At 38.8% G+C, this 25,478-nt stretch carries 39 protein-coding genes and 3 tRNA genes; 36 read left to right on the top strand and 6 right to left on the bottom strand.

Annotated features, from left to right (window positions below):
* Positions 1–14: 14 nt before the first annotated feature.
* The 8 genes from ACI3ES_RS10110 to ACI3ES_RS10075 all read left to right on the top strand — a co-directional run bounded on the left by ACI3ES_RS10110 (position 15) and on the right by ACI3ES_RS10075 (position 4,386).
* Positions 15–521 carry a hypothetical protein gene (locus tag ACI3ES_RS10110; RefSeq protein WP_004912898.1) on the top strand — a complete coding sequence of 169 codons (507 nt, stop codon included), beginning with the start codon at positions 15–17 and terminating at the stop codon, positions 519–521.
* Positions 518–928 (top strand): pyridoxamine 5'-phosphate oxidase family protein, encoded by a 411-nt coding sequence (locus ACI3ES_RS10105; RefSeq protein ID WP_004912894.1) that lies wholly within the window; start codon positions 518–520, stop codon positions 926–928. Before ACI3ES_RS10110 ends, ACI3ES_RS10105 begins: the two co-directional genes overlap by 4 nt.
* A 137-nt stretch (positions 929–1,065) precedes the next feature.
* Positions 1,066–1,509, top strand: coding sequence for a 50S ribosomal protein L13 (rplM, locus tag ACI3ES_RS10100; RefSeq protein WP_114667407.1), 444 nt, complete (start codon positions 1,066–1,068; stop codon positions 1,507–1,509).
* A gap of 18 nt (positions 1,510–1,527) precedes the next feature.
* Positions 1,528–1,923 carry a 30S ribosomal protein S9 gene (gene rpsI, locus ACI3ES_RS10095; RefSeq protein WP_004912888.1) on the top strand — a complete coding sequence of 132 codons (396 nt, stop codon included), beginning with the start codon at positions 1,528–1,530 and terminating at the stop codon, positions 1,921–1,923.
* A 364-nt stretch (positions 1,924–2,287) separates the two neighbouring features.
* Positions 2,288–2,911: a hypothetical protein gene (locus ACI3ES_RS10090; RefSeq protein ID WP_242029734.1), complete on the top strand. Its 624-nt coding sequence runs from the start codon at positions 2,288–2,290 to the stop codon at positions 2,909–2,911.
* A gap of 137 nt (positions 2,912–3,048) precedes the next feature.
* Positions 3,049–4,137 carry a DUF871 domain-containing protein gene (locus ACI3ES_RS10085; RefSeq protein WP_114667405.1) on the top strand — a complete coding sequence of 363 codons (1,089 nt, stop codon included), beginning with the start codon at positions 3,049–3,051 and terminating at the stop codon, positions 4,135–4,137.
* Between the two features lie 55 nt (positions 4,138–4,192).
* Positions 4,193–4,275, top strand: a tRNA-Tyr gene (locus ACI3ES_RS10080).
* Between the two features lie 39 nt (positions 4,276–4,314).
* A tRNA-Gln gene (locus ACI3ES_RS10075) sits at positions 4,315–4,386 on the top strand.
* A gap of 91 nt (positions 4,387–4,477) precedes the next feature.
* On the opposite strand, the gene ACI3ES_RS10070 is transcribed toward ACI3ES_RS10075, so the two are convergent.
* Positions 4,478–4,563 (bottom strand) — tRNA-Leu (locus ACI3ES_RS10070).
* Positions 4,564–4,675: 112 nt separating this feature from the next.
* Here ACI3ES_RS10070 and ACI3ES_RS10065 point away from each other — a divergent pair.
* From ACI3ES_RS10065 to ACI3ES_RS10035, 7 genes are all read left to right on the top strand, one after another.
* Positions 4,676–5,011 (top strand): hypothetical protein, encoded by a 336-nt coding sequence (locus ACI3ES_RS10065; protein WP_114667209.1) that lies wholly within the window; start codon positions 4,676–4,678, stop codon positions 5,009–5,011.
* The gene (gene tpiA / locus ACI3ES_RS10060; protein WP_004912876.1) at positions 5,008–5,817 is read left to right on the top strand and encodes a triose-phosphate isomerase; all 810 of its coding nucleotides are present in this window, start codon (positions 5,008–5,010) and stop codon (positions 5,815–5,817) included. The genes ACI3ES_RS10065 and tpiA overlap by 4 nt, the downstream gene beginning before the upstream one ends.
* Positions 5,818–5,924: 107 nt before the next feature.
* The gene (gene eno, locus ACI3ES_RS10055; RefSeq protein WP_036067776.1) at positions 5,925–7,250 is read left to right on the top strand and encodes a phosphopyruvate hydratase; all 1,326 of its coding nucleotides are present in this window, start codon (positions 5,925–5,927) and stop codon (positions 7,248–7,250) included.
* A 72-nt stretch (positions 7,251–7,322) separates the two neighbouring features.
* Positions 7,323–7,937 carry a DNA-3-methyladenine glycosylase I gene (locus ACI3ES_RS10050; RefSeq protein ID WP_114667210.1) on the top strand — a complete coding sequence of 205 codons (615 nt, stop codon included), beginning with the start codon at positions 7,323–7,325 and terminating at the stop codon, positions 7,935–7,937.
* 89 nt (positions 7,938–8,026) lie between these two features.
* On the top strand, positions 8,027–9,505 hold the full coding sequence (locus ACI3ES_RS10045; RefSeq protein ID WP_114667211.1) for an HD domain-containing protein: 1,479 nt from the start codon (positions 8,027–8,029) through the stop codon (positions 9,503–9,505).
* Between the two features lie 9 nt (positions 9,506–9,514).
* Complete coding sequence (locus tag ACI3ES_RS10040; RefSeq protein ID WP_114667212.1) at positions 9,515–11,647, top strand: RNA degradosome polyphosphate kinase; 2,133 nt, start codon at positions 9,515–9,517, stop codon at positions 11,645–11,647.
* On the top strand, positions 11,644–12,615 hold the full coding sequence (locus ACI3ES_RS10035) for a Ppx/GppA family phosphatase (protein ID WP_004912863.1): 972 nt from the start codon (positions 11,644–11,646) through the stop codon (positions 12,613–12,615). The genes ACI3ES_RS10040 and ACI3ES_RS10035 overlap by 4 nt, the downstream gene beginning before the upstream one ends.
* Before the next feature lie 224 nt (positions 12,616–12,839).
* On the opposite strand, the gene ACI3ES_RS10030 is transcribed toward ACI3ES_RS10035, so the two are convergent.
* The 4 genes from ACI3ES_RS10030 to ACI3ES_RS10015 form a co-directional block, all read right to left on the bottom strand.
* Positions 12,840–13,907, bottom strand: coding sequence for a tyrosine-type recombinase/integrase (locus ACI3ES_RS10030; RefSeq protein ID WP_317211696.1), 1,068 nt, complete (start codon positions 13,905–13,907; stop codon positions 12,840–12,842).
* A 296-nt stretch (positions 13,908–14,203) separates the two neighbouring features.
* Positions 14,204–14,968: a DUF5067 domain-containing protein gene (locus tag ACI3ES_RS10025; RefSeq protein ID WP_317211698.1), complete on the bottom strand. Its 765-nt coding sequence runs from the start codon at positions 14,966–14,968 to the stop codon at positions 14,204–14,206.
* Between the two features lie 63 nt (positions 14,969–15,031).
* Positions 15,032–15,340 (bottom strand): hypothetical protein, encoded by a 309-nt coding sequence (locus ACI3ES_RS10020; protein WP_147651106.1) that lies wholly within the window; start codon positions 15,338–15,340, stop codon positions 15,032–15,034.
* A gap of 14 nt (positions 15,341–15,354) precedes the next feature.
* Positions 15,355–16,041 (bottom strand): XRE family transcriptional regulator, encoded by a 687-nt coding sequence (locus ACI3ES_RS10015; protein ID WP_317211701.1) that lies wholly within the window; start codon positions 16,039–16,041, stop codon positions 15,355–15,357.
* A 152-nt stretch (positions 16,042–16,193) separates the two neighbouring features.
* Here ACI3ES_RS10015 and ACI3ES_RS10010 point away from each other — a divergent pair, with 152 nt between their 5' ends.
* From ACI3ES_RS10010 to ACI3ES_RS09990, 5 genes are read left to right on the top strand one after another with little or no spacing between them, the layout of a single operon-like run.
* On the top strand, positions 16,194–16,436 hold the full coding sequence (locus tag ACI3ES_RS10010; protein ID WP_317211703.1) for a helix-turn-helix transcriptional regulator: 243 nt from the start codon (positions 16,194–16,196) through the stop codon (positions 16,434–16,436).
* A 56-nt stretch (positions 16,437–16,492) separates the two neighbouring features.
* The gene (locus ACI3ES_RS10005) at positions 16,493–16,624 is read left to right on the top strand and encodes a hypothetical protein (protein ID WP_267287227.1); all 132 of its coding nucleotides are present in this window, start codon (positions 16,493–16,495) and stop codon (positions 16,622–16,624) included.
* Positions 16,624–17,085, top strand: a complete 462-nt coding sequence (locus ACI3ES_RS10000) for a phage N-6-adenine-methyltransferase (protein ID WP_317211707.1) — start codon at positions 16,624–16,626, stop codon at positions 17,083–17,085. The genes ACI3ES_RS10005 and ACI3ES_RS10000 overlap by 1 nt, the downstream gene beginning before the upstream one ends.
* Positions 17,086–17,087: 2 nt before the next feature.
* Positions 17,088–17,291: a hypothetical protein gene (locus ACI3ES_RS09995; RefSeq protein WP_061399521.1), complete on the top strand. Its 204-nt coding sequence runs from the start codon at positions 17,088–17,090 to the stop codon at positions 17,289–17,291.
* Positions 17,292–17,296: 5 nt separating this feature from the next.
* Complete coding sequence (locus ACI3ES_RS09990) at positions 17,297–18,028, top strand: phage antirepressor KilAC domain-containing protein (RefSeq protein WP_407631989.1); 732 nt, start codon at positions 17,297–17,299, stop codon at positions 18,026–18,028.
* 130 nt (positions 18,029–18,158) lie between these two features.
* Here the strand turns inward: ACI3ES_RS09990 and ACI3ES_RS09985 are convergent, their stop codons facing one another.
* The gene (locus ACI3ES_RS09985) at positions 18,159–18,605 is read right to left on the bottom strand and encodes a hypothetical protein (RefSeq protein WP_114667467.1); all 447 of its coding nucleotides are present in this window, start codon (positions 18,603–18,605) and stop codon (positions 18,159–18,161) included.
* Positions 18,606–18,699: 94 nt separating this feature from the next.
* Between ACI3ES_RS09985 and ACI3ES_RS09980 the strand changes: the two genes are divergently transcribed.
* From ACI3ES_RS09980 to ACI3ES_RS09905, 16 genes are all read left to right on the top strand, one after another.
* Positions 18,700–18,867: a hypothetical protein gene (locus ACI3ES_RS09980; protein WP_317211828.1), complete on the top strand. Its 168-nt coding sequence runs from the start codon at positions 18,700–18,702 to the stop codon at positions 18,865–18,867.
* On the top strand, positions 18,864–19,211 hold the full coding sequence (locus ACI3ES_RS09975; protein ID WP_317211830.1) for a hypothetical protein: 348 nt from the start codon (positions 18,864–18,866) through the stop codon (positions 19,209–19,211). The genes ACI3ES_RS09980 and ACI3ES_RS09975 overlap by 4 nt, the downstream gene beginning before the upstream one ends.
* 1 nt (position 19,212) lies before the next feature.
* Complete coding sequence (locus ACI3ES_RS09970) at positions 19,213–19,437, top strand: hypothetical protein (RefSeq protein ID WP_317211831.1); 225 nt, start codon at positions 19,213–19,215, stop codon at positions 19,435–19,437.
* 90 nt (positions 19,438–19,527) lie between these two features.
* Positions 19,528–19,731, top strand: coding sequence for a hypothetical protein (locus ACI3ES_RS09965; RefSeq protein WP_317211833.1), 204 nt, complete (start codon positions 19,528–19,530; stop codon positions 19,729–19,731).
* Positions 19,732–19,733: 2 nt separating this feature from the next.
* Positions 19,734–20,390, top strand: a complete 657-nt coding sequence (locus tag ACI3ES_RS09960; RefSeq protein WP_317211834.1) for an ERF family protein — start codon at positions 19,734–19,736, stop codon at positions 20,388–20,390.
* A complete protein-coding gene (gene ssb, locus ACI3ES_RS09955; protein WP_317211836.1) occupies positions 20,390–20,836 on the top strand; it encodes a single-stranded DNA-binding protein in 447 nt (148 codons plus the stop codon). Before ACI3ES_RS09960 ends, ssb begins: the two co-directional genes overlap by 1 nt.
* 10 nt (positions 20,837–20,846) lie before the next feature.
* Positions 20,847–21,647, top strand: coding sequence for a helix-turn-helix domain-containing protein (locus ACI3ES_RS09950; RefSeq protein ID WP_317211837.1), 801 nt, complete (start codon positions 20,847–20,849; stop codon positions 21,645–21,647).
* Positions 21,617–21,883, top strand: a complete 267-nt coding sequence (locus ACI3ES_RS09945; RefSeq protein WP_317211839.1) for a hypothetical protein — start codon at positions 21,617–21,619, stop codon at positions 21,881–21,883. The genes ACI3ES_RS09950 and ACI3ES_RS09945 overlap by 31 nt, the downstream gene beginning before the upstream one ends.
* Positions 21,880–22,494: a hypothetical protein gene (locus tag ACI3ES_RS09940; protein WP_317211840.1), complete on the top strand. Its 615-nt coding sequence runs from the start codon at positions 21,880–21,882 to the stop codon at positions 22,492–22,494. The genes ACI3ES_RS09945 and ACI3ES_RS09940 overlap by 4 nt, the downstream gene beginning before the upstream one ends.
* On the top strand, positions 22,494–23,198 hold the full coding sequence (locus tag ACI3ES_RS09935) for a putative HNHc nuclease (RefSeq protein WP_317211842.1): 705 nt from the start codon (positions 22,494–22,496) through the stop codon (positions 23,196–23,198). The genes ACI3ES_RS09940 and ACI3ES_RS09935 overlap by 1 nt, the downstream gene beginning before the upstream one ends.
* Before the next feature lie 108 nt (positions 23,199–23,306).
* Entirely contained in the window at positions 23,307–23,720 is a 414-nt protein-coding gene (locus ACI3ES_RS09930) for a hypothetical protein (protein ID WP_084013399.1), read from the top strand.
* Positions 23,717–24,178, top strand: coding sequence for a RusA family crossover junction endodeoxyribonuclease (locus ACI3ES_RS09925; RefSeq protein WP_317211845.1), 462 nt, complete (start codon positions 23,717–23,719; stop codon positions 24,176–24,178). Before ACI3ES_RS09930 ends, ACI3ES_RS09925 begins: the two co-directional genes overlap by 4 nt.
* Positions 24,147–24,293, top strand: a complete 147-nt coding sequence (locus ACI3ES_RS09920) for a hypothetical protein (protein ID WP_317211846.1) — start codon at positions 24,147–24,149, stop codon at positions 24,291–24,293. The genes ACI3ES_RS09925 and ACI3ES_RS09920 overlap by 32 nt, the downstream gene beginning before the upstream one ends.
* Positions 24,294–24,297: 4 nt before the next feature.
* Complete coding sequence (locus tag ACI3ES_RS09915; RefSeq protein WP_317211848.1) at positions 24,298–24,633, top strand: hypothetical protein; 336 nt, start codon at positions 24,298–24,300, stop codon at positions 24,631–24,633.
* On the top strand, positions 24,633–25,157 hold the full coding sequence (locus ACI3ES_RS09910) for a hypothetical protein (RefSeq protein ID WP_317211849.1): 525 nt from the start codon (positions 24,633–24,635) through the stop codon (positions 25,155–25,157). The genes ACI3ES_RS09915 and ACI3ES_RS09910 overlap by 1 nt, the downstream gene beginning before the upstream one ends.
* The gene (locus ACI3ES_RS09905) at positions 25,157–25,339 is read left to right on the top strand and encodes a hypothetical protein (protein ID WP_289456428.1); all 183 of its coding nucleotides are present in this window, start codon (positions 25,157–25,159) and stop codon (positions 25,337–25,339) included. The genes ACI3ES_RS09910 and ACI3ES_RS09905 overlap by 1 nt, the downstream gene beginning before the upstream one ends.
* Positions 25,340–25,478: the final 139 nt, after the last annotated feature.

Here is a 25,478-nt window from a genome sequence, read left to right as displayed (position 1 = left end):
GAGGTAAATGAAAAATGGGTGATGTGATTGATTTTAAAACCGTCAGTGACAGTGGGCTAACGGATTCATCGTTATCAGCTTCACTAGCAGGTTTTCGTGCGAGCAAGGCGAAGTATTTTTCGCGAAAATATCACTCACAATATGTCTCATTTTCTCCTGACGAAAAGCCACGAGAAATCTCGCATTTCAATCAAATATTACTAGAGGAACGGCAATTGGTATTTGATTCACCCATTATTGCAGTGGCACTGTATGAGGATGCGAATGTTTTCTGGCCCGAATTTTATTATCAAAATGGTATGGTGCTAAATTTACTGTATGAAAAGCGCGGTCAAGATGGTAAAAAGCCTAAGCGAGCAGTGGGAATTGTTCTGGTCGAAGGGGCGGCGATACCAGATGCTTTAGTTGGTAAATTTAAATTTGCGCATCAACGGTCTAAATTAGCTGGGGATGTTCGAGGTACTTATTTTGTTGTGAAACAAAATTGGGATGAACTATTATTTGGAGGAAACAATTTATGACACTTTTTGAGGAGTATATTCAAGCATCACGAGGATTAGCATTTGTTGCCACTAGCAAACAAAATCAACCAAGTATACGTATTATGGGGTTTGCGGCTGACCCTGATCAACCAAATATGTGGTATTTTAATTCCAAACCAAATACTGAGAAGATGATTGATTTGGCGGCCAATGAGAACGTTTCAGTCATAACGCCACTAAATCAAAATGGTGCCCGAATTGAATCTAATCACGCTACAATGCGCCGTTCGGATAAAAAATGGGCTGACATTAAAACCCTTTTTGCAAACAATAAGCCCTATCTTCACGCACATCCAGATGTTGAAAATGAAGTGATTTTAGTATTAGAAATTCACTCAGCTCGTCTTGCTTCATACGCTGGTACGGAAATAGTTAATTTTGATTAAAACCATTGACATTGCACGGTTTTTTAGGTAAGATTGTAGACGGTATTGTTTACCTCACGATAAGCCCCGGAAACTTATTGTAATTGCTTGGCAAGGAACGGCCAAGCCTGTAAACAACTAATCAAAGGAGCGCAAACATGCGTACAACATTTTTAGCAAAACCAGGTGAAATCGAAAAGAAGTGGTATATTATTGATGCCAAAGACGTCGTTTTGGGACGTTTGTCAACAGTAGTAGCTTCAATTTTGCGTGGTAAGAACAAGCCAACGTTTACACCAAACGTTGACATGGGTGACAATGTCATCATCATCAATGCAAGCGAAGTTAAGTTGACTGGTAAGAAAGCTACTGATAAGATTTATTACCACCACTCAAACCACCCAGGTGGCTTGAAGGCTCGCACAGCCGGTAACTACCGTGAATTCAACCCTGAGAAGTTGCTTGAATTATCAATCAAGGGTATGTTGCCAAAGAACACTTTGGGTCGTAAGCAAGGCTTGAACTTGCACGTGTATGCAGGATCAGAACATGATCATGCAGCACAACAGCCTGAAACACTTGACATCAACAAGTTGGTTTAAGAAAGGAGAATCTGAATTATGGCTACAGCAGTACAATATGCCGGCACAGGTCGTCGTAAGAATTCAGTTGCTCGTGTACGTTTGGTTCCAGGTAATGGCCAAATTACAATGAACGGCAAGGCAATCGAAGAATACATTCCTTTCGCTAACTTGCGTGAAGTTGTTTTGCAACCATTCAACGCTACTGAAACATTGGGTAACTACGATGTATTAGTTAACGTTGTTGGTGGTGGTTATTCTGGTCAAGCTGGTGCAACTCGTCACGGTATCGCCCGTGCTTTGTTGACAGTAGATCCTGATTTCCGTGCAGCATTGAAGGCAGCAGGTTTGTTGACTCGTGACTCACGTATGAAGGAACGTAAGAAGCCAGGTTTGAAGAAAGCCCGTAAGGCATCACAGTTCTCAAAGCGTTAATATTTTATTGGTTATATAGACTCTTAATATATAAGCGTTTTTGATTTATAGCGTGATTAAAAGTGTTGAGCAAAACTCGTTCAACACTTTTTTTACTGCGTTTTTGATCAATGCAATAAGTGGCAATGTTTCTTTTTTTATAAAATAATTCAGTGGATTACCGAAGGGTTATGGGCGACCAATAATGTGGAAAATTTCGATTATTAAGCGGTTAAATTGAAAAGTAAGGAAATGAATTCAACTTTAAGTTTGTGAATAGTAATCGAACAAATTGTGAATTCGATTTAATTGGCAAATTGAGGTGATATAATAATTTTCGGAAAGTCGCTATTTGTTACTTATATTTGAAAGGAATTTACATATTGTGCATTCAATTTTAGGTGTCATCGCAATGGGGGCAATCATTTATAGAAATGTTCCTGCATTAATTGCTCTGAAAAAAGGAACGTTTCAGCCTAGTTCACCAACCTGCTTTATCTGGGCCACTATTTCATTTATTGAGGCTATCATTATTTTAAGTAGCCACGGAGGTTGGGCTGCAACTTCAACAGTTGTGACCACAATATTTTGCTTTTTCTTTGGCTTAAAAGGCATCAAGTTTATCAAGCAACAGCCTGTCTCAGTTAAGTTTCTTGGCACTATGGCTTTCTTCATAGTAGTACCAACGACACTATCTATTTTAAACGTAATTCCTTTAAGTTGGTTACTTATTGATTTGGCCATTATTGAAGCTTTAGCAATTATTCCAACTATTAAGAAAATTAAAAAAGCACCATTTTCAGAAAACCTTGAACTATATGTATGGGGAGACGCAGCCATGATTTTAAGCATTATAGCTGCTTCAAATATCAATTTTAATACAGTCTTTATACCTTTACTATGGATCGTTATTCTGATAGGCACGATCATTTATATGTTGGTTTTGCGTAAAGGTACTGTCAATCAAAATAAGCCAGTAACTCAAAATGCTGATTCAACAGTTATTTAAGGTCACAGATAATCGCCCTGGTGATTTCAAAGCGTCTAATCCTTGTATTAGACGCTTTTTGTTTTCTCCTAATAAAAAACATCAACAAAATGTAAGCGGTTACGTTATAATGTTATTAATGGAAAAGGAGCGAATAAATGCCAGAATTAGGACTATCAATTTATCCATCACAAGCAAGTTTTGAAGATAATGCAGCCTATTTAAAGCAAGCTGCGCAGTATGGTTTCACAAGAATTTTTACATCGTTATTAGAAATAAAAGGTGATGCTGACGCGGTTATTGCTGACTTTAAAAAAATAATTGCTGTTGGTAATGAATTGGGGATGAAAACAATCCTTGACATCAATCCAGCCCTTTTTGACCAATTAGGCGTTGATTACAATAATTTGAAATTCTTTGCTGACTTGGGCGCTTGGGGCATACGGCTTGATTTAGGTTTCACAGGGCAAGAAGAAGCGGCAATGACGCAAAATCCCTATGGTCTCAAAATCGAGGTCAATATGTCTCGAGGAACACACTATATTGATCAAATCGTTGATTATGTGCCAAATCGTGATAACCTGATTGGGTCACATAATTTTTACCCACAGCGATTTACGGGATTGGGACGTGACTATTTTGCTAACACGTCAACACAATATCGTAATCATCACTTACGGACAGCCGCATTCGTAAATGCACCCAGTGGCACTTTTGGTCCTTGGCCAGTATCTGATGGTCTCGTTTCACTTGAAGATCATCGTAATTTACCAATCGCAACACAGATTCAGGAATTGCGGTTGGGCGGTTTAATTGATGACGTTATCATAGGCAATGCATTTGCGTCGGAAGCCGATTTAAAGGCGGCTAGCGATGCTTTCAAGCTTGGACGTCCACGACTACGCGTTGTGACGGCAAATGACTTGAGTCAAGCAGAACAAGCGGTGCTCTTTAATCAAGAACAAATGTATCGTGGTGACAAATCTGACTATGTTTTGCGGTCTTCCATGACACGTGTTATCTATAAAGATGAAGATTTTCCAACTAAACACACCAACGCGATTAAACGTGGTGACTTATTAATTGACAATAATGAATTTGGTCAATATAAAGGCGAACTGCAAATTGCGTTGCGTGATTTACCCAACGATGGTCGCATCAACGTAGTTGGCCACATTCATGAAGATGACTTGAATTTATTACCACTAATTCAACCATGGGGCAATTTTGATTTGATACGTGGCTAAAAGGGGTTGTCAAGAACAACGATATTTGATATGATAGTAGAGTTGTTTGAGATATGGGAGTGTAGCGAAGTCTGGCTAAACGCGACGGACTGTAACTCCGTTCCTTCGGGTTCGTAGGTTCGAATCCTACCGCTCCCATTGCCGATTTAATAGTTAACGGCAAAATAAATTAACTATTGCCCCTTCGCCAAGCGGTAAGGCATCGGTTTTTGGTACCGACATGCGCTGGTTCGAATCCAGCAGGGGCAATCCAAAAAGCCTCTTACCATAGGGGCTTTTTTCTTTTATTAATTATAGTGCTCACAAAAAAACGCTCACTGATGTGAACGTTAGTTAGTAGTGCAGCTGGCGGGAGTCGAACCCGCACGCCCTAAAACGGGCACAGGATCCTTAATCCTGCGCGTCTGCCAATTCCGCCACAGCTGCATATTATAATTGGCAACTCTATAATTATACCCATTTAATGCTAACACGTCAATAGAATTCTACTGACGCGACACCTCGAAGTTTGATAAAATGGAGGTAATGGAGAAATGACATGAAATTTTTTAATCGTAAAAAAACCGAAGAAGATAATCCTGAAGTTAAGGCGCAAACTGAAATTTTACAAAACGAAAACGATGATTTACTAGATCAAATAGAGGCGTTGAAACTTGATGTCACTGAACTGAAGGCTGAAAATATACGCCTGTCAGAGTTATTAACGACCAGTAAATACTATCGGACATTAGTTAAAACAGGTGGCGGACTATCAGCTCTATTTTTGAGTTATATTCTACTGTCAGTCGTTGGTGAATCCTCACGGGATATTATTTGGTTACTGTTAATTGAAGCAGCATTTATTTTCATGATGCTCAAAGGAGACGAAAAATGAGTCAACATAAAGCGGCACGTGTTCCATTCGTGGTTGCTAACTGGAAAATTAACAAATTGCATGCAGATGTGATGGCGTTTTTGAATGAGGTTAATGACAAAGTACCTGACCAAAAAGTCGTCGAAACTGGTATTGCGGCACAAGATTTATTTTTGGCAGACATGGTTCGTGCCACAGAAAAGTCACCAATTCATGTAGTAGCGGAAAATGTTCATTGGGAAGATTGTGGTGCCTATACAGGAGAAACTTCCCCTAAAGCACTTAAGGACATTGGTGCCAAATATGTGCTGATTGGTCATTTTGAACGCCGAAAGTTTTTTAATGAAACTGATTCAACTGTCAACCTAAAAGTAACTGCTGCCTTACGTAACGGGTTACGCCCCATTATTGATGTTGATGAAGATATGAGTACGTATGCGCAATTCATGGATGCTGAACCATCTGTGGCACAAGTCGCAGCTGCCTTGGCAGGCGTTTCAGTTGATCAAATTCGTAATGTCACATTGGCTTACGAACCAACTTGGGCGATTGGCTCAGGAGAAGCAGCAAGTGCAGACCAAGCACAAAAAGCTGCTCACTTAATCAGACAAACGTTAGCCAAACTTTATTCACCAGTCATTGCGGAACAAGTTAGAATTTTATATGGTGGTTCTGTTACGCCTGCAAATGCCCGAGAGATTATGCTCCAAGACGATATTGATGGGGTACTGGTCGGCACCGCAGCGTTAGATCCGCAGAAGTTTTTGGAATTGGTAGCGATTGCCCATAACCCGACTATTCCTGATTTTGATACAGAAGAGGTTTAATCAACAATTATTTGGTTGTGATCCCATTATCAATTTTTGGCAAATTATCGCTGCTGTGTGATATAATAAACATGGTATAAAACCGAAAACCAAAGGAGAATAGACACATGTCTTTAATCACTGATATTATCGCACGCGAAGTCCTTGACTCACGTGGAAACCCTACACTTGAAGCTGAAGTTATCACAGAATTAGGTGGCTTTGGTCGTGGTATGGTGCCTTCTGGTGCTTCAACAGGTGAACACGAAGCTGTTGAATTGCGTGATGGCGACAAGTCACGTTTCTCAGGCAAGGGTACAACAAAGGCTGTTGCCAATGTTAACGATGTTATCGCAAAGGCATTGGTTGGTAAGTTTGATGTTACTGATCAACGCGCTATCGACCAAGCTATGATCGAATTGGACGGTACAGAAAACAAGGGTAAGTTGGGTGCCAACGCTATTTTGGCCGTTTCAATTGCTGCTGCCCGTGCTGCTGCTGATGAATTAGGTGTGCCTTTGTTCTCATACATTGGTGGTATGAACTCATACGTTTTGCCAACACCAATGATGAACGTTATCAACGGTGGTGCTCACTCAGCTAACAAAGTTGACTTCCAAGAATTCATGATTATGCCTGTTGGTGCTCCAACAGTTAAAGAAGCAATTCGTTACGGTTCAGAAACTTTCCACGCTTTGAAGAAATTGTTGGAAGCTGATGGTAAGGCAACTTCAGTTGGTGATGAAGGTGGATTTGCCCCTGACTTTGCTGATAATGAAGAACCTTTGAAGTACTTGATCCGTGCGATTGAAGCTGCTGGTTACAAGCCAGGAAAAGATATTGCGATTGCTGTCGATGTTGCCTCATCAGAATTGTACGATGCAGAATCAAAGACATACAAGCTACGTTGGTCAACAGGTGAGGAATTCACAACACCTGAATTTATCAAGTATCTTGAAGATTTGGCAGATCGTTACCCAATCATCTCAATCGAAGATCCTATTGACGAAAATGAATGGGAAGACTGGGCTACAATTACTGCTGAATTGGGCAAGAAAGTTCAATTGGTTGGTGATGACTTCTTCGTTACTAACACACAATACTTGGCTAAGGGTATCAAGATGGGTGCCGCTAACTCAATTTTGATCAAGGTTAACCAAATTGGTACCTTGACAGAAACTTTGGAAGCTATTGAAATGGCTAAAGAAGCTGGCTACACAGCTATTGTTTCACACCGTTCAGGTGAAACAGAAGATACAACAATTTCTGACTTGGTTGTGGCTACTAACGCTGGTCAAATCAAGACTGGTTCATTGTCACGTACTGACCGTATTGCAAAGTACAACCAATTGATCCGTATTGAAGAATTGTTGGACACAACTGCAAAGTATAAGGGTATCCACTCATTCTACAACTTGTCAGCTGATGCTCGCGAAGCAATTGAAAACAAGTAATTTAACTTTACTAAATCATCTCGTTAAGAGATGATTTTTTAGTATCTAAAAAATCAAAAGGGTAAAATAATCATGGTACCAACAGATAATCTTTTAAAACCCACTCCGACTGACAATATGATTAAACGATGTGAGTGGGTTAGCCACTATTCCGCCACTGACATGATGACAAAATATCATGATACTGAGTGGGGCAAACCATTACGGGATAATGATGTTAAGTTATTTGAATTGCTCACTTTGGAAATATTTCAAGCCGGATTAAGTTGGGAAATATCATTGAAAAAGCGCTCGGGATTGAACGAAGCTTTTTTTCATTTTGACGTTGACCGTGTCGCAAGTATGACGGAAGCTGATGTTTTGCGTTTAAAGCAAGACGAAAATATCATTCGTAATGGTTTAAAGATTGCGGCTACCATTAACAATGCTCAGATTATTCAGCATTTACAGGCTACTTTTGGTAGCCTATCTGAATATTTGTGGCACTTCACTGATAATCAAACAATTAATCATCATATTACGCGATCATCAGAAATTGTTGCGCAGAATGCATTATCTCAGCAGGTCGCTAAAGATATGAAAAAGCAAGGATTTAAATTTGCTGGTCCAGTGACAATATATTCTTATTTGCAAGCGATGGGTGTTATTAACGACCATGAGTCGACATGTGATTTTAATCCAGAATGAGTGTCTGAATATTATTATGGTATTTTAATGATAATTGTAAACAATATCTTTACAAAAATATGTTAAACTAGCCAGAGAGGACACTTTTAATGGCAAAATTACAAGGTATTATTTTACTCAACTCAGGTGTTGCAGAATTACAAATTGTTGATGGCAGCGGTCATAAAATTGAAACTGTCAAACGTGAATATAGTGAAAATGATTTAGAGTTGAGGCATTTTTCAACCGAGGTCATGCAGCGTGCCTTATCTCAATTACAGCGTTTTCAGCAGTTGTTGCGAGATTATGATGTGATGACTGTTCGTCTATTTGGTAGTGAAAATTTGTCAAAAATGCCTAACGCTGTGTACTTTGTTGATCAGGTAGAAAATGTGACAGGATTAACATTGCGTTGGTTAAATGCGAATCAAGAAAATTACTATCGCCAATTGGCACTACGCATGCATGAACAAAAGGTTTTAAGTGGTGGAAATGCTTTTGTTTTAGGTGTTAGCTCTACGAGAATTGATTTGTCTTACTTTGAAAATGAACAGTTTAAATTTTCACAACATTCTGCTATTGGACCGGTTAGATTGACCCAATCAATTCGCAAAATGACAGCAGAAATCACACAGATTTCAGATCTTGTACCTGAATTTATTAATAGTAAACTTGCTGATTTTTGGCATATGTTGCCACCTTTTCAACAAGCCGACAGTGTTGTTTTGTTAGGTGCTGATGTTTTAAACAACGTGTTTTTGGCGCATCAATCTTCAGTAACTATTACGAAAAAAGATGTTGAGAATCTGGTTGCAAATTTTACTCGTATGAATAATCAAGCAATTTCGGAAGAATACACCATTGACGATAAAGATATTTGGATGATTTACATGGAAGCTGTATTAGTGCTCAATGTGATGTCTGCTGTATCTGCCAAAAAGTTGCATATTAGTAATTTAACCGTATTGGATGGGTTAGTTGTTAAAGACACAACGGCGCAACAAGACATAATTACGGCAGCGCGCGGGATTGCTGATCGTTACATGGTTGAGGATAAGCATCGTGAAATTGTTCTACAATATGCATGGCGATTATTTGATCGTTTGAAAAAAATTCATCGTTTAGACGCGCGTGATCGTCTTTTGCTAGGGGTCGCTGCTTTGACACATGATGTCGGTAGTTTTATTAATTCACAGCGACATTATCAGTATTCGGAAGAAATATTAGAGGGAATTGACTTTCATGGTTTGTCGACTTCGGAACAACGCATGATTGCAGCCATAGCACGCTATCATAGCGCTGAAACGCCGGATAACGCATTACGTGCTACCAATGAGTTTTCTCCAAGGCAGCGTATCCGAATTGCTAAGATGGCTGCGCTACTAAGATTAGCAGATGCGTTGGATGATAGCCGTTTGCAAAAAATTACCAAATTAACGGTGTCTGTGCAAGCAGAAAAAGTTGTTGTGACAGGGCACACACCGTTAGATTTGCAATTAGAAATTTATGTTTTTACTGACAAGGCAAGGTTCTTTGAGGCAGTGTTTGGTATGCCTATTGTGTTGAAACGACAAGGGAAGAGAGGCTAGGCAACGATTATGAGTGAATTAAAATTACCGAAATACTACGTCAATCGAGAAGTAAGTTGGTTAGCGTTCAATGACCGTGTGTTAGAGGAAGCAAGAGATACTCAAAATCCATTATTAGAACGAGCTAAGTTTTTAGTTATCACGCAAAAAAATATGGATGAGTGGTTCATGGTGCGTGTAGCGAGTTTGCAGCAGCAAGTTTTTGTTGGACATGACAAGCCTGATGCAGCAGGACTACTGCCCAAAGAACAGCTAGATATTATTTCTGAAGCAGCTGGAGAACAAATTAAAAATCAGTACCAAGTATTAAATCGCAGTATTTTACCAGCCCTCAAAAGAAATGGTTATGAGTTAAAGCATGCCGAAGATTTAAGTGCCGAACAGCTAAGTTTTTTAAAGCGTTTTTTTGATGAGGAATTGTTACCGGTCTTAACGCCAATGGCAATTGATAGCACGCGTCCGTTTCCATTTTTGGCAAATGATACGTTGAACATTGGTGTTCGCTTAAAAAAAGACGATGAAAAATCAGAAAAGCATATAGCTGTCTTGCAGGTCCCAACAACATCAGGACGTGTGATTGCATTGCCAGAGTCTAATCAAGTCATTTTGATTGAAGAAGTCGTCCAGCAGTTTCTTGACGCATTATTTCAAGGCTATACGATTAAAGAGTCAACGGTCTTCCATATTTTGCGCGATATGGAATTAGACGTCGCTGATGATGAAGATACGCCAAACATTCTGCAAGAAGTGCAAAGTAAATTGCAAGAACGTGAGCGTGGTCGCGTTATTCGCGTCATTGTTAGTGCCAACACAAGCAAAACGTTGATGAATAAGCTAATTAAAGCGTTAGAAGTACCAGATGAACGTGTATATGATGTAAATGGCGCAATCGATTTAACGTTTTTAGATGCTTGGCTGAAGTTGATTGATGCGCCAACGCTAGAATTTTCACATTTTAAGGGCTATGAAAATCCTGATTTGGTACCTGAAAAAATGTTTGCCAGTATTAAACAACGTGATTATCTATTGCACCATCCTTATGACACTTTCAAACCAGTGGTGCAGTTTATTCAAACGGCTGCTCGCGATGAAAATGTTTTGGCAATTAAAATGACACTCTATCGTGTTTCAGGTAATTCACCAATCATCAAAGCATTGGCAGACGCAGCGCAACAAGGAAAACAAGTGACTGTGCTAGTTGAAATTAAAGCCCGCTTTGATGAAGAAAATAATGTTCACTGGGCGAGGGAATTAGAGCAAAAAGGTGTTCATGTTGTCTATGGATTGCGTGGTTTAAAAGTTCACGCCAAAGTTGCCTTGGTGGTTCGTCGGGAAGATGATACCATTCGACGGTATGTCCATTTAGGAACCGGTAATTATAATGACGTGACAGCTAATTTTTATACAGACCTTGGCTTGTTTACCAGTGATGGTGAGTTAGGAGCAGATGTTGCTTCTATTTTTAATATTTTGACTGGCTATTCAGATCCCGTGTATTTCCACCAATTGCATATGTCACCAGAGGGCATTCGCGAGTTTATTTACGACAAAATTCACGCTGAAATGGCCAATGCAAAAGCTGGCAAACCAGCAGGCATTAAAATGAAATTTAACTCACTCTCAGATGAACACATGATTCGACATTTATATGAAGCCAGTGAGGCTGGTGTACCAGTTGAATTAATTGTGCGTGGTATTGTGATGTTACGTGTTGGTATTCCAAAAATTAGTGATAAGATTGAAGTACATTCGATTGTTGGTCGTTTTTTGGAGCATAGTCGCATTTATAGTTTTGAAAATGATGGGAACCCAGAAGTTTACCTATCATCAGCGGATTTGATGACCAGAAATTTGGATCGCCGTGTTGAGTTGCTATTTCCTATTAAGAATCTTACCTTACGACAACGTGTATTATCAATTTTCCAAACCATGTGGGAAGACAACGTTAAAACACGTGTTTTGCAAGACGATGGTGTGTTTGAAAAAATTGATCGACGGGGTTTGTCGGCTAGCAATGCTCAAGAGTTCTTCATTGCAGCCTCATTGGCAGAACAAATTGAATTACAACAACGTGAAGAGGCGTTACATCGGCGCCGAGATTTCGAACCAATCAACAATCCATTTACAGGGGAGGAAGTATGACAATACTAGCGGTAATAGACTTAGGATCTAACTCAGTCCGTATGACGATTAGTAAATACCATCAAGATGGTCACTATGAGGTGTTGGAACGTTATCAAGAAATGGTACGTTTGTCTGAAGGCATGGGTGAAGATAAAATTTTGCAACCAGAAGCCATTGAGCGGACATTAGATGCGCTTAAACATTTTAAAAAAGCGTTATCAGTTTATCCTGAAACAGATATTAATGTGAGGGCCGTAGCGACGGCTGCAGTACGTCAGGCTGCTAACCAAGATGAATTTTTAGTGGCGTTTAAAAATACAATGGTGTGGCCGTTGGAAGTCTTAACTGGTGAGCAGGAAGCGCATTTTGATTATGTTGGTATTGTCAACACACTTAACATCAATGATGCGTTGATACTAGACACTGGCGGTGCTTCGGCTGAATTAGTGCTAGTCAGAAACAAGGAAGCGTTACATGAAGTGAGTTTGCCCATTGGCGCTGTCACAATTAGTGAAGGTTACCTAGAAAAAGATATTGTAAGCGCGGCTTCATTGTTTGAAGCTACCGTTGCCTTACGCAGAATGTTTGGTGATGTCTCATGGCTAAATGAGGCAGCAAATTTACCTTTGGTTGCGCTAGGAGGCAGCAATAGAACATTAGCAAAGATTTCGCGTCGACAGAAGAAAATTGTTGATTTACCAGTTCATGGCTACCATTTGAGCACACAAGATGCTACTGCGATTTATCAAATGATCTTAAGTAAAGATTTGAATGAACGTAAAAAAATGGCTGGTTTAGCTAAAGAACGTGGGGATATTATTATTGGTGGATTACTACCTCTGATGGAATTGCTGATTTTATTGAGTGGGCAGCAGGTTATTTTCTCTCAATCTGGTCTACGTGAAGGCATTTTATTTGAAACAATCAAACGTGAAACAGGACATGATGTCATAGCACCTGAGCCAGCAGCCATGACAATTGACTAATAAAAAAACTGGTACTGTATCAACAGCATCAGTTTTTTTGCTACAAAATTACATCATAGCGTTTATAATGATCCACCCGGCTATTTTTATATGTTTATTTCAAAAACCTATATATCAACGTTTGTATAGATAAACCGTTGATATGAGTACGCTTATAGCTTGTTTATCATTGTTATTTATTGTTTATTTTTGCATGTTATTGTTCAGTCAGTGCTACAATAATGCTACAATTTTTTAAGTTCGTTGATTGCCTTTTGTGTTTCTTCTGAACGCTTTTTATCTAACAAATGAGTATAGACACTTAGCGTGATATTAACATCAGCGTGTCCCAATCTCTCACTGACATATTGAATTGCAATATCTTTAGAAAGCAGATAACTAGCGTGCGTGTGACGTAATCCATGAAACGTAATTTGCTTACTGTCTACATCGCTTAAAAAACGTCTTAACTGCTTGTTGACGGCATTATTAGTTGGTGGCAGACCATTTACACCTTGAAAGGCGTAGTCTTCACCAAACGTCCATTTTTTAGCTAATCTCATTATTTCATCAGGCATATCTATAATGCGATTAGATGTTTTTGTTTTAGTTGCCTTAAATTCTTGATCGTCTGCTTGCCATGATTTGTTAATATCAATGGTATTGTTTCTAAAGTCGAAGTCATCTTTTGTAAGCCCTGCAATTTCAGCATAACGAGCACCAGAGTATATTGCAATAATAATCATGTGGCTAGAGACGGCATCACTCGTTAGTGCTCTTTTAATTAACCTCTCAAGCTCATCGTTTTCTAAAAATTTTAGATCACTACTTTTACTTTCTTTAGCAGCATAGGTTTTAGCGTTTCTGGTGAAATCTTTGCTAATGAAATCCTCATCTACGGCATAACGCACAAATGCGCTGATAATGTTTTTAACATGTGATACAGATGACCAAACGTGATTTTTACCATAATCGTTTATCATTGACTGGAAGTCAGCTGATGTTATTTCAGATATTTTTTTGTCAGGCCAGTAACGCCGAATGATTTTTGATATAGCTGTATACCAAGCTTTACTCTTTGTTTCTAATTGTGGTTGTTTAAAAATTCTATACCACTCATCAAACATATCAGCAAAAATACCATCGTTCATTTTTAACTGATTATTTAGCTTTTTGTCTTCGATACCAACAGCCCATTTGTTAGCTTCTGATTTTGTAGCAAACCCTGATTTAGTTTTTCGTTTTCTGGTATTTCCTTGCAATATGAAAACATTAGCCGTCCATGTTTTACCACGTTTGTATATTGAAGCCATAATAAAAACCTCCTTTAAAAAGGGGGCTTATATCTGTTATAATCTAATAGAACGCCCCGTGCGTTTGCGTTTAGCACACCCTTTGACTTGCAGGTTAGGGGTGTGCTTTTTTATTTGTCTTTAAATTTTGACCATAATAGATATAAAACACCAGCCAAGATAAGTAAAGCTGCAAGGCTATAAATGGCAATAAACACCCATTTTAGTTGTAGCTGACTATACTCGAGAAAGTAACGCACATTATTCATCTCCTCTCATCGCGCCGTTTTTTTATGTACGCCCATAAGGGCATTTGTTTACTTTACATTGAATGTTTCTTTAGCAATCACGTCATCATTAACAGCACTTTTAGAAAACGAAAGGGTTACAGGAGTTGTATCGTCAGACAGTTCGTATGATACTGCATTTTCAGCAGTTGCCCCAATTTTAATATCTTGTGTCTGTGTATCTAAAAACTTTTCATCAGGTAAACTTCCGATGTTCAATGTATTTACTTGTGAGGAATTATTATCTTGAACGGCCTTTACATCACCAGATACTATCCAAGCGCTCATTGGATCAAGTTTATCGTCCTTGATATTTTTAACGTTATACCAGAATGCGATAAGTGTTTTGTCACCATACTCATTTCCTGCTTGACCTGCTGGAATTATTTTGTAGCTAGTTACTGTAATTTCAAATTTACCATTATCAACTGAAATCGGAGTATTAATAATTTTTGGAATTGTCTTTTTTTCTGATGAACTAGAAGCTGATGATTTTACTTTCTTACTAGAAGAGTCTGCCGAATTTGAAACAGATTTAGTCGCATTATCAAATGCTTTTGAATAAGAATTTTGCGTTACTAATACTAATACCAGTGATAACAAGCTTATTACTGTTCCGACTATTGCTAGTATCTTTTTGTTTTTTCGGTTCAAAATAAGAGCAATAACACCTAAAATAAAGCCAATTAAACCAATAACGAATGCTAAATTATTAATAAAAGGCACCCACGAAAACACTAAACCAACGCCTCCAAAAACGATGGCAAGAATCCCTAAAACTTTTCTCTCTGTCATTTCTCAATCTCCGAGCTTTTTAATGTGGACGCTTAGCACATAATATGTACACCGCAAAGCGGTTTATCTAAACTTTAATTTAGAAATACTTTTATCAAACTTTTTAATCGTCTTCTTTTTATCTAAATAATTGACCCATTCTTTATATGTTCTAACTTTTCTTCCTTTTGATTCAAAAACATCATTGTAAAGTTTTGCAATAACGTTGTTCCACATAAAGTATATTTTGCTATTGATTTGTTCAACACGCCATTTCTTATATTTAGATCGTTTATTGTTTTTATCAATTTGATATTTAGCTGCTTTGGTTATAAAGACTTTATAAGCCTTACTGTTCATCTCGATATAATCTTTAAATTCTAAAAAGTTCATTGATTCCTTTCTACTTATAATACAACAACGCCAATAATCTGTGTCTCGTGTGTTTCATCAATAGGCATGTCATCATAACTCTTATTCAAAGATACGAAGCGTGCGCCTTTTTCATCATTGACGTACTTTTTAACGTATGCTTGATTATCATAGTAGGCGATAACAACTTGACCACTACGTGCTTCAAATGTCTTTTTAACAAAGATAATCTGCTTATCTTCAAACAGTGGTCTCATAGATACACCGTTGACGATAACGGCATAATCATGTTCAGGAACCACGCCCTCATAGGGTACAAGTTCAGGTGTATTGTCTAATAGATATTCACCAGTACCAGCAGATACAGCGCCGTATAACTTAACATCACTTTGAACAGGCATTGGAATAATCTTGTTTTGTTCATTATATTGTTGTTTTGTGTAGTTGTATACATTATTTTGACGTTCATTATTTAACGAGTCGTACATTCGTATAACATCGGCTCGATTATCAACCGTATCACTCAAGTCTTTGTTCATTAGGTCGGTAATTGAAACACCGAATATTTCAGCGATATCGTTAAGCACTCCTATTTTAGGGGTATATTTGCCCTTTTCCCACTCACTAACAGAAGAAGAACTTTTTCGACCAAGTTTCAATGCCAAGTCAATTTGATCCATTCCATTTTTTTCACGTAGGTATCTTAAATTATTTGCGAACATAATTTTATCTCCGTTTTCTATACCTTATATTATACACCACTTCGGAAAAAATGAAATACGTTTCTGAAAAAATAATTCAGAAAAACCGAAATTAGTTGTTGACTTCGGAAAAACCGAAGTGTATACTGAAAGTATCGAAAGGAGGTGATTAAATGTTAGCCAATAAACACGCACTGTTTGACATACGAATGCAAAAGCGATTGACGCAAAAAGACTTGGCACATGCTTCTGGATTGTCTGAAAGAACTATCAACACATATGAATCAGACATTGACAATCTTCGAAATGCTCGTTACAAAAACGTTGAGAAAGTCGCGAACGCACTCGGTGTATCAGTAGATGAAATTTTTTTGTCTACCGTTTCGGAAAAACCGAAACAAAAGCAAACTGCATAGAAAAAGCCCGACTAGTAAAGTAGCCGAGCCGTCAAGAAAGGAAAGAGGAAATCGAAATGTTTGAGATTAAAGGATATGGAATGTTCACAGCAAATGAGGTTCAAGAAGAGTTTGAATCCCAATTCGGATATGTCACTGAATCCGTTGAAGAAATGGCGGACGAGTTATCGGTGGTTGGGGTTGCCTGATGACCAACTTCTTCAATCCATCTGGAGCGGCACTTACTTCCAATAAAGACGATTGGGAGACACCGGCGTCGCTATTTAAAAATTTGAACGAAAAATATTCGTTTGATTTAGATGCAGCGGCTTCAGATGAGAATCACAAAGTAGACAACTACTTTACCGAAAATGATGACGCGCTAAAACAAAAATGGGGGGGCAATGTGTTTGTTAACCCGCCATACGGAAGAAACATTCGCGCTTGGGTAGAAAAGGCGTATCAGGAAAGTGTTCGTGATCCAAACAGAAAAATAGTGATGTTGATTCCATCAAGGACGGACACGAGCTACTGGCATGATTTCATATTTCCGCATGCTGATGTTGAATTCATCAGAGGGAGGTTGAAATTTGAAGTTAATGGTCAGGGTGGTAATCCAGCACCATTTCCAAGTGCAATAGTTGTATTTGGTCAACAGAAAGGAACATAAATATGGCATTAGTGTTTGACGATAGAAAGCGTTACACGCAATCAAAAATAATTGATAAAGACCATCTCGACATGACATCTCGTACTTTTCACAAGTACTATACGAGCGATAAAGATTTCCCTAATCCACTTGAGGAATCTGGTAGTCACAAGGTATGGCTTGGCAGGTCGCTAAATTATTTTTTAGATAAGAAGTCAGGAAGGTAAGCAATATGCAAGAAATTATCAAGATTAATCAAAACGAGCAAGGCGAAACACGGGTCAGTGCTCGAGAGTTGCACAAGGAATTAGGCGTTAAGAAACGTTTCAGCGCATGGTTTGAACAATATCGGGAAATGTACGTTGAAGGCACAGATTTTACAGGCGTACCCGGAGGTACACCTGTTATTGGTGGAAATGGTAACGTTCAATATCTTCAAGATTATTCTCTCACAGTCGACATGGCAAAGAACGTAGCTATGATGTCGAAGACTGAAAAGAGTCAACAAATCAGAGATTACTTTATCCAAGTCGAAGACCGTTACAAGAAGTTAGCCAATGATCCATCTTATCAAATGGCACTTGGTCTGAAAGCGTCACAGTTACTGCTTGAGCAGAAAGACCAAATCATTGCCGAGATGAAACCAAAAGCATTGTTTGCGGACGCAGTAGCAACCAGTCATACAAGCGTTCTGGTTGGTGAATTAGCTAAGATACTCAAACAAAATGGTGTCGATACAGGCGCCACACGACTGTTCAGTTGGCTGCGTGATAACGGCTACTTAATCCGGCGCAGGGGTACAGACTACAACATGCCAACACAGAAAAGTATGGAATTGGAATTGTTTGAAATCAAGGAAACATCAATCGCTCGGAGCAACGGTAGTGTCACGGTATCGAAGACACCTAAGGTAACTGGCAAGGGACAGCAATACTTTATTAACAAGTTTTTGCAAGCGGCATGAGGAGAAAAACATGGAAAATATCAACAACCTACTAACGGGGTTTTCGGAACAAAAAAAGCTCATTGAACTTGCTGCAAAACAAGAAAAAGAGCTTCAAATAACACTTGATAAGTTAAGAAATTATCCCATGCTACTGCATTCCGATGATGGTAAATTCGTCGTCAGGTTTGAACAAGATGACTTTTAATGGTTGATTACTATCAAGCAATACAATGTTTGATGGCCAGTCATTAATGTTAATCAAATCATCTTTGTGTGAATTTACAAAGTCTATTATTTTTTCAAGCTTTTCAGCGTTAGACCACTTTGGCCAACGATGTGCAAATTTTATATAATGAGCCTTTTTAAATTCCGTCAAAAAATCAATAAGCCGCTCACTATTTGTGGCTTGATCAATACTTATAGTTTGTGTATCGCCATCCGAATCAGTGTAATGAGTCCAGCATTTACCGTCGTGGTAATCTATGAAGTTTGCCATAAATGAAATATTGTTTTTATCACTAACGACAATTTTAGGATTTACACCAAAAGCGTGAACATACAACAACGAAACGTTTTGAATCTGTCTTAAATTCATTTTAAATTTTTCCTTTCAATTTACTAGGCAGTGCAATGCCAGTAATTAAAGGATATCACCACACAAACAATAAAACATTAGAAAAGAGGTCAGCATGTCAAAGAGCGCAGATTTAGAAGACATCAGGCAGTCGTTACTTGATTACGCACAGGCAGCAATTAGCAAAGGTCGTGAGGCAATAGAGGGTGAAGTTGGTACTGGGTTTAGTCCAATAGACCAAGCCGAAAAGGCGTTGAAATTATTTGAAAGGATAAGCGAATGAAATTTACGGAAGAACAGTATCAGAAGATTGTTGACGCTTGGGATAACCAGATTTTGTATAAAAGCGCAACACAATCTGTGATTGACGAACTAAAAGTAGGTTATCTAAACATGGGTGACCAAGCACTAGCACTCGCCAACCCACTTACTCGTGAATGGGCGCATGACAAGTTTGTTGAGAAAGAGAAGAAATATTACTGGAAACACAAAGATAATTGGGAATTTGGTTTAGCTATTGATGGCATCATAATCAACATTAGTTCGAATAAGAAAAGCAAATTAACCGAATCAGAAATCAAATCATGGGGTTACAACCCAGAAATGTTCGACAGAGAAGAGGTGTGAAGTGGCATACGGAATAGTAGCAATCATTATCGTAGTTGTCGCGATCATCTACTTCTTCTATTCAGAGCGAAAGTTTGACGAGAAAGAAGCGTTGCGTGACATCAACGAGTTAATGGATAGCGGCATGACTTGGAACCAAGCACAGCGACACATTCAGCATGCAAGTGATAACACACGTGCACTTGATGAAGCTAACAAGGTTTTGAATCAAAAGAAAAACGCTTAGCACAATTGTAGTTGGCTAAGCGCAGTAGGTATAAATTGTCCTGAAAAATAATTTATACCTCGATTATAACAAGAAACGAGGTAAAAGCAAATGGTAACAGACGCATTGCATTTCTACCGACCAGACGTTGAAGACGAACGATGGCGTTACAAGCAAGATTTGTTAGATAAATTGCATAGCGAGCGTGACGATTGGTACACAAAGCGTGATGACCTAGAAAACCAAATGTTAGAGGTTGACAACGAAATATCTGAGTTAGATGCAACGATTAATAATATAGAACACGGAGATTAAACATGAGACAAGTTTATGAAGTAAAACCAACAGCGGAACTTAATGCTGCCTTCGGCAAATTGCAACAGCACTTGAAGCAACCAGATAAGACAAAGACCGGTGTTCACGGTGCAAAATATGCAGATTTGTATGACGTGGGTAACGCAATTCGCAAAGCTAATGCGGAATCAAATGCAGGGATTTCATTCACACAACCAATCATCAGTGAGTTAGATGCAAATGGACGTGAACGACTACAAGTTATGACAATTATTATGCATGAAAGTGGCGAGAAGATGGTTGTTGAGGGATTACCTTTAACGGCTGGATCTAATAACAGTCAAGAGGCAATGAAAGCTGCTACTTATGCAAAACGTGGTTCGTTAATGGCAGCCTTTGGTATCACACCAAAAGATGAAGATGATGACGGTGAAGAAATCACAGCGCTACAGCAGTATCAAAATCGTGAACTGGAGCAAAAGCGAATGGTACAAGCGAAAGTTAAGCAGATGTTGGCACTGGTCGACAAAACAAAACTTGACCTTGTATGGGCTTCAATTGGTGCAGAGCGTGGCTCAATTAATGATGTAGACAAATTGTCGATGGCAAAGGCAAGCATGATGTATGGCGCAATTAAGTTCGCAAACGCAGATTTGATGAGCGAGTTAGGAGACAAATAATGATTAACAGAGTAGTGCTTATTGGTCGATTGACCAAAGATGTTGAAGTTAGGTACACACAATCAGGTGTGGCGGTTGGAACATTTAGTTTAGCCGTTAATCGTCCATTTACGAATGCTAGTGGCGAACGTGAAGCGGACTTTATCAATGGTGTTATCTGGCGTAAATCAGCCGAAAACTTCGCTAACTTCACACACAAAGGTGCGCTAGTAGCGATTGAGGGGCGACTACAAACACGCAACTACGAAGACGGAAACGGCAAACGTGTTTATGTCACAGAAGTTGTAGCTGATAATTTCAGTCTTTTGGAAAAGAAGAGTGACAGTCAGCAATCATCACCAGAGTCACAAACACCTGATCCATTTTCAAGTAAAGGCAAACAAAATAAATTTGCTGGTAGTGGCAATACTGAAGTTGACATTTCAGATGATGATTTGCCCTTCTAAGAGGTGAGCTATGGAAAAAGAACAAGACATCAAGTATTTTACACAGATACCTGCATGGGTTGATGAACTTGATAACATCAGCGACTTTCAAGCCAGACTAATCGGGTACATCTACACGTTTGAAAACATCACAGGGACAGTATTCACGAGTAATCAACGTTTAGCAAAGAGGTTTCACAAAAGTTCTAAGACCGTACAAACTGCTTTAAGTGATTTGTACAACAAAGGTATCGTTCACAGCACTCTAGTTTATAAAGAAGATTCAAAGTTAGTTGATAAGCGTTATTTGGAGGTAGTGAAACCAACTGGCATACCCACCCCCAAAAACGAGGGTACCCTATACCCGAAAACGAGCATACCCTACCCTCAAAAACGAGCATACCCTATACCCGAAAACGGCGTAGATAATAAATCAATTAATAAATCAATTAATAGATTAGTTAATAATAACGTCGCTTTCGATGAAATTTGGAAACTTTATCCAAAAAAGTCTGGCAAGACAAATGCGATGAAAGATTTCAATAAAGCGTTAAAAGCTGGTGTTAGTCCTGAATTGATTAAGTCAAAGCTGGAAGAGTATTTGAAACAAATCAAAATCAAGGGTACACCAAAGCAGTATATCAAAAACGGTTCAACATGGTTTCATCAAAAAGGTTGGGAAGATGATTATGACTTCACACCTGATGTGCAGCGTGGATATGGCAACAAGAAACAGATTGTCGAGCCACAGTTAGCTAGTGTAACAGAACCAGTTGATGAGCCAGAAAGGGAGTTACCAGAATGGCTGACGGACGTGGCAAAGGACCTTTAGATTTTGTGCTGCTAGCAATCAGATTAAAGGCAATGGGAATACCGACATCTAGTAACAGTCAATCATTCCCAGCGGTTAATTTTGAAGAGTTGGGTAGACGATTAAAAGAAAATGGATCACTCACAAAAATGGTTAAATGCGCCAGTGCTAATTACGTTTCGATTTTAGAGGTTTGGCAGAGTGCACCCGAAGCGATTGCGGTATTGCAAAAGATGAGAAAGGAAGCAACAAAATGACAGAAACAGTAGTACACGTCACAACTTTAGAGCAGTGGAAGTCAGTATTAGATGTTTGGTTTAAGCAAGGATATCGTTGGGCATACACTAATAAAGGTTATATGGAAAAACTTTTTTATGACGGTAGTAGACAATTGGGTCTTAACGTAAATGGTGAAGATGAAATTTCTTATTGGAGTCTTAACGGTTATAAAGGGAAAAATATAATCGAATATTCAGAGTTCATGGCACAACAGAAAGAGGATAACAAAACGGCAACGGTTTATGAAGTTTCACAATCAGTATTTGATGAATTGCAAAGGATTAAAGCCCACGAAGGTATATCTCTAATTGGAGCGGTAACTTTGAGTTCACAATTTATTAAATCAATTAAGATTGGCAACAAAGCTATTCTTAGATATTTATCTGATGACCCAGCGATTGAGTTCAAGGTTAAAGAGACATTGTATCGTTTGTGGCGTGTTGATGAAGGCGATAGTAAGGTTTATATGAATTTTTTATATGGGACGCCTGATTGGACACCCCTTAGATATGACGCTTTCACAGCACCACTAGAAGAAATCAAAAAGTGGCAAACACCAGCTTGGGAAATTGAGAAGGTTGATGATTAGTGACAGAGCTATTCGCAAAACTGAATAAGGTTGACCCAAACAAAGGTCTAATCACGTTACAGTTGAGCACTGATGATATTCACACGCTAGAGAAGTATCACGCCAGCGGACAGCAACAGGTGGTGTCATTGATAGCGAGTGATGAAAACGGTGTGTCAGCACAACAGCGAAAGTTTGCGTTTGCATTGTTGCATGACATCTGGTGGTCACAGGTTGGTGGTCTATGGATTGAAACCCCAGAAACGGTTAAACAGCACTTCTATGCCATGTACAAGTATTACAACAGCTTAGACTTTGGAGAATTTAGTTTGAGTGCTGCTAAAGGGACTAAGACTGATACAAACCAGTTCATCAACATGTTGCTAGATTATGCAGCGATACATGACATTAGTTTGAGTGTGAAGCCGTTGAACGAGTTAGAACCGCAGGAAATTGCACGGTGGGAGTACAGATGTTTGCTAGACAAACGCTGCGTAATTTGTGGTAAGTCTCACGCCGACTTGGCACACGCCGACAGCGTTGGGGCACATGGTGGTAATCGTCAGAAGATAAACCATTTAGGATTGCTAGCTATGAGCCTGTGCCGTGAACATCATCAAGAGCAGCATAAAATAGGCATTCAGTCATTTATGAATAAGCACCATCTGAACGGCATCAAGATTGACGAAAAAATAGCATTGGCACATGGACTGAATATAAAGTGATTTAAGCGTTTAAAAGTAGTTTTAGTGTAATTATGCCAAACTGATGTTTGCAAGTCACAAACAGATGTTTTGGTACGAATAAGAGCAAATGAGCGGAAAGGAAACAATATGGATTTAGTGGCAGGTTTGGTAGCACGAGAAAGACAGTATGGCTATATGTCTGACGAGGCGATTTCTTGGTTCAGAAAAGAAATGTCTAAAAGCACATACAATGACGGCAATGTTGAGTATGATTCAACAGGTCGCAGGCTGCCAGCGATTGAACAGCTTCCTAAAGGTGTACAGGCAGATATTGTTGAGATGTATCGGTTGGGCTATACACAGACCGAGGTGGCTAACTATTTTGATTTATCAACTAGAAAACTATCGACGTTTTATAACAAGATGTTCAAGACTGGTGTTTTGGTTAAAAATACAGCAAAAGAGCGGTTTCAAATGCACGAAGAGTTGATACGTCAAGAAGACAGAGGACGTTTCAACAGCGCAAAGTTAAGTATCGCTCACGGTCGAAGAAAAGCATGACGATATTTAAATTTGACATTGAACCAGTGGCACAAGCCAGACCGAGAGCTGCACGTATTGGTAACAGCATCAGAATGTACGATCCGAAGAAGACAGCGAATTTTAAAACTGATTTACGCATGATGGCGCAAATAGCTGCAAGAGGAAAACACTACAAGCTTTTAGATGGTGGATTAGATGTAAGCATTAACGTATTCAGACCTATTCCAAAATCGTGGTCACGTAAAAAGCGTACAGAGGCGGCTAATGGTTTGATTTTACCCACAACAAAGCCGGATATGAGCAATTACATCAAAAGTATCGAAGACGCATTGAACGGCGTTTTATGGCATGACGATAATGCAACCGTAGATATACACGGTAAAAAAAGATATGCAGAAACCGGATATTTGACGGTTGAAATTAAAAAAATAGAGGTATCAAACAATGAAAACATATTACAGCATTTATGTGAATGATGATTTCTGGAGAGCGTTTGATACAGAAACAGAAGCCGTTAAATATCGACACGAATTTCAAAAGACACATCATGTGAAAACGGAAATTATTGCAACAGGTGGCAAGAAAGTGTGATGAGATGAAAATAGTTAGCTTACAGAGCGTGGGATTGGGAGCAGCATATACTCGCGGAGACGGTGAACGAATTATTGCACCAGATGAAATTTACGTTGGTACAACCTTTCTAAATTCTTCTGGAAATTCGTTAGGTGTCACGGTTACTGAAATAAATTATCAACAGGGCGATTTTGATGCGTATGGTTTTGAAATATACTCCGTCCACACATCAGACGGACACATCAGAGTGTTGCCAGCAGATAAGTACATTGCGGAATGGAGCGACGACACCAACCTTATCAGTCCTGATGACATCGGCAATGATATTCATGAGTTTTTACACGGAGGAGATAAGTGATGACAGAACCAGTAGCATATTTACAACTTGATATACATGGAAAAGAAATGGTTCATATTGAAAAAGATATGAATGGGTATGAAACTAAACCACTTTACACAGCAGATCAGTTCCACAAACATGTGAAGATGACTAGTAAATTACGTGATAAATTTATTGATATGAAAATGAAGTACGCAACGTTTTATAGCTTCTCAAAAGAAATATATGAAAAAGGTAATCCGTTTTATAGTATTACAGAGCATGATTTAATGAGAGCGTGGTTAAATCCAGAGGAAACGATTGAGATTATGCCGACTGTGAAGTGGTTTGTGAGAAGTAAGCAACCATATCAACCAGATATTGTTCAAGGTCTTCCTGAAAGTGGTTATCTTTATCTGACAGATGGTGGTGGTTATAGTATTGAATATTGTGAAATGACTACATTTAAAGACGACGCCACCAAATTTGACACCAAAGAAGAAGCAGAGCTTTGGACTAACCCACTAACAGAAGCGGTGCAGTTACCAGAGGAGGGCGAGTGATGAAAATATTGGCATGGAGCGTTATCACAGCAGTTATAGCATTGGTAATTTTCATTATCGTTTCTGGCTTAATGTCTAGTAATCCGTTGAATAACTTATTAGCGACAATTTCAACAGCTTTGTTAGGTGCAATGATAGTGATCTTGCTAGTTACTTGGGCAATTTATGAGGTATTTAAATGATTGAAATAGGACACAACTTACAGTATGCGATTGATGGTGAAAAGTATGAAGAAATTTAAAAACATAGAACAGTTACTAGAATTGTTAGTGATTCTATTTACCACGTTTGCACTGTTTTGCATTCTTGTAATAATGCCGA

It is taken from the genome of Leuconostoc falkenbergense, assembly GCF_045801155.1.
Classification (GTDB): domain Bacteria; phylum Bacillota; class Bacilli; order Lactobacillales; family Lactobacillaceae; genus Leuconostoc; species Leuconostoc falkenbergense.
Note: the sequence above shows the minus strand (reverse complement) of the source record. Positions and strands in the feature narration are given on the sequence as shown.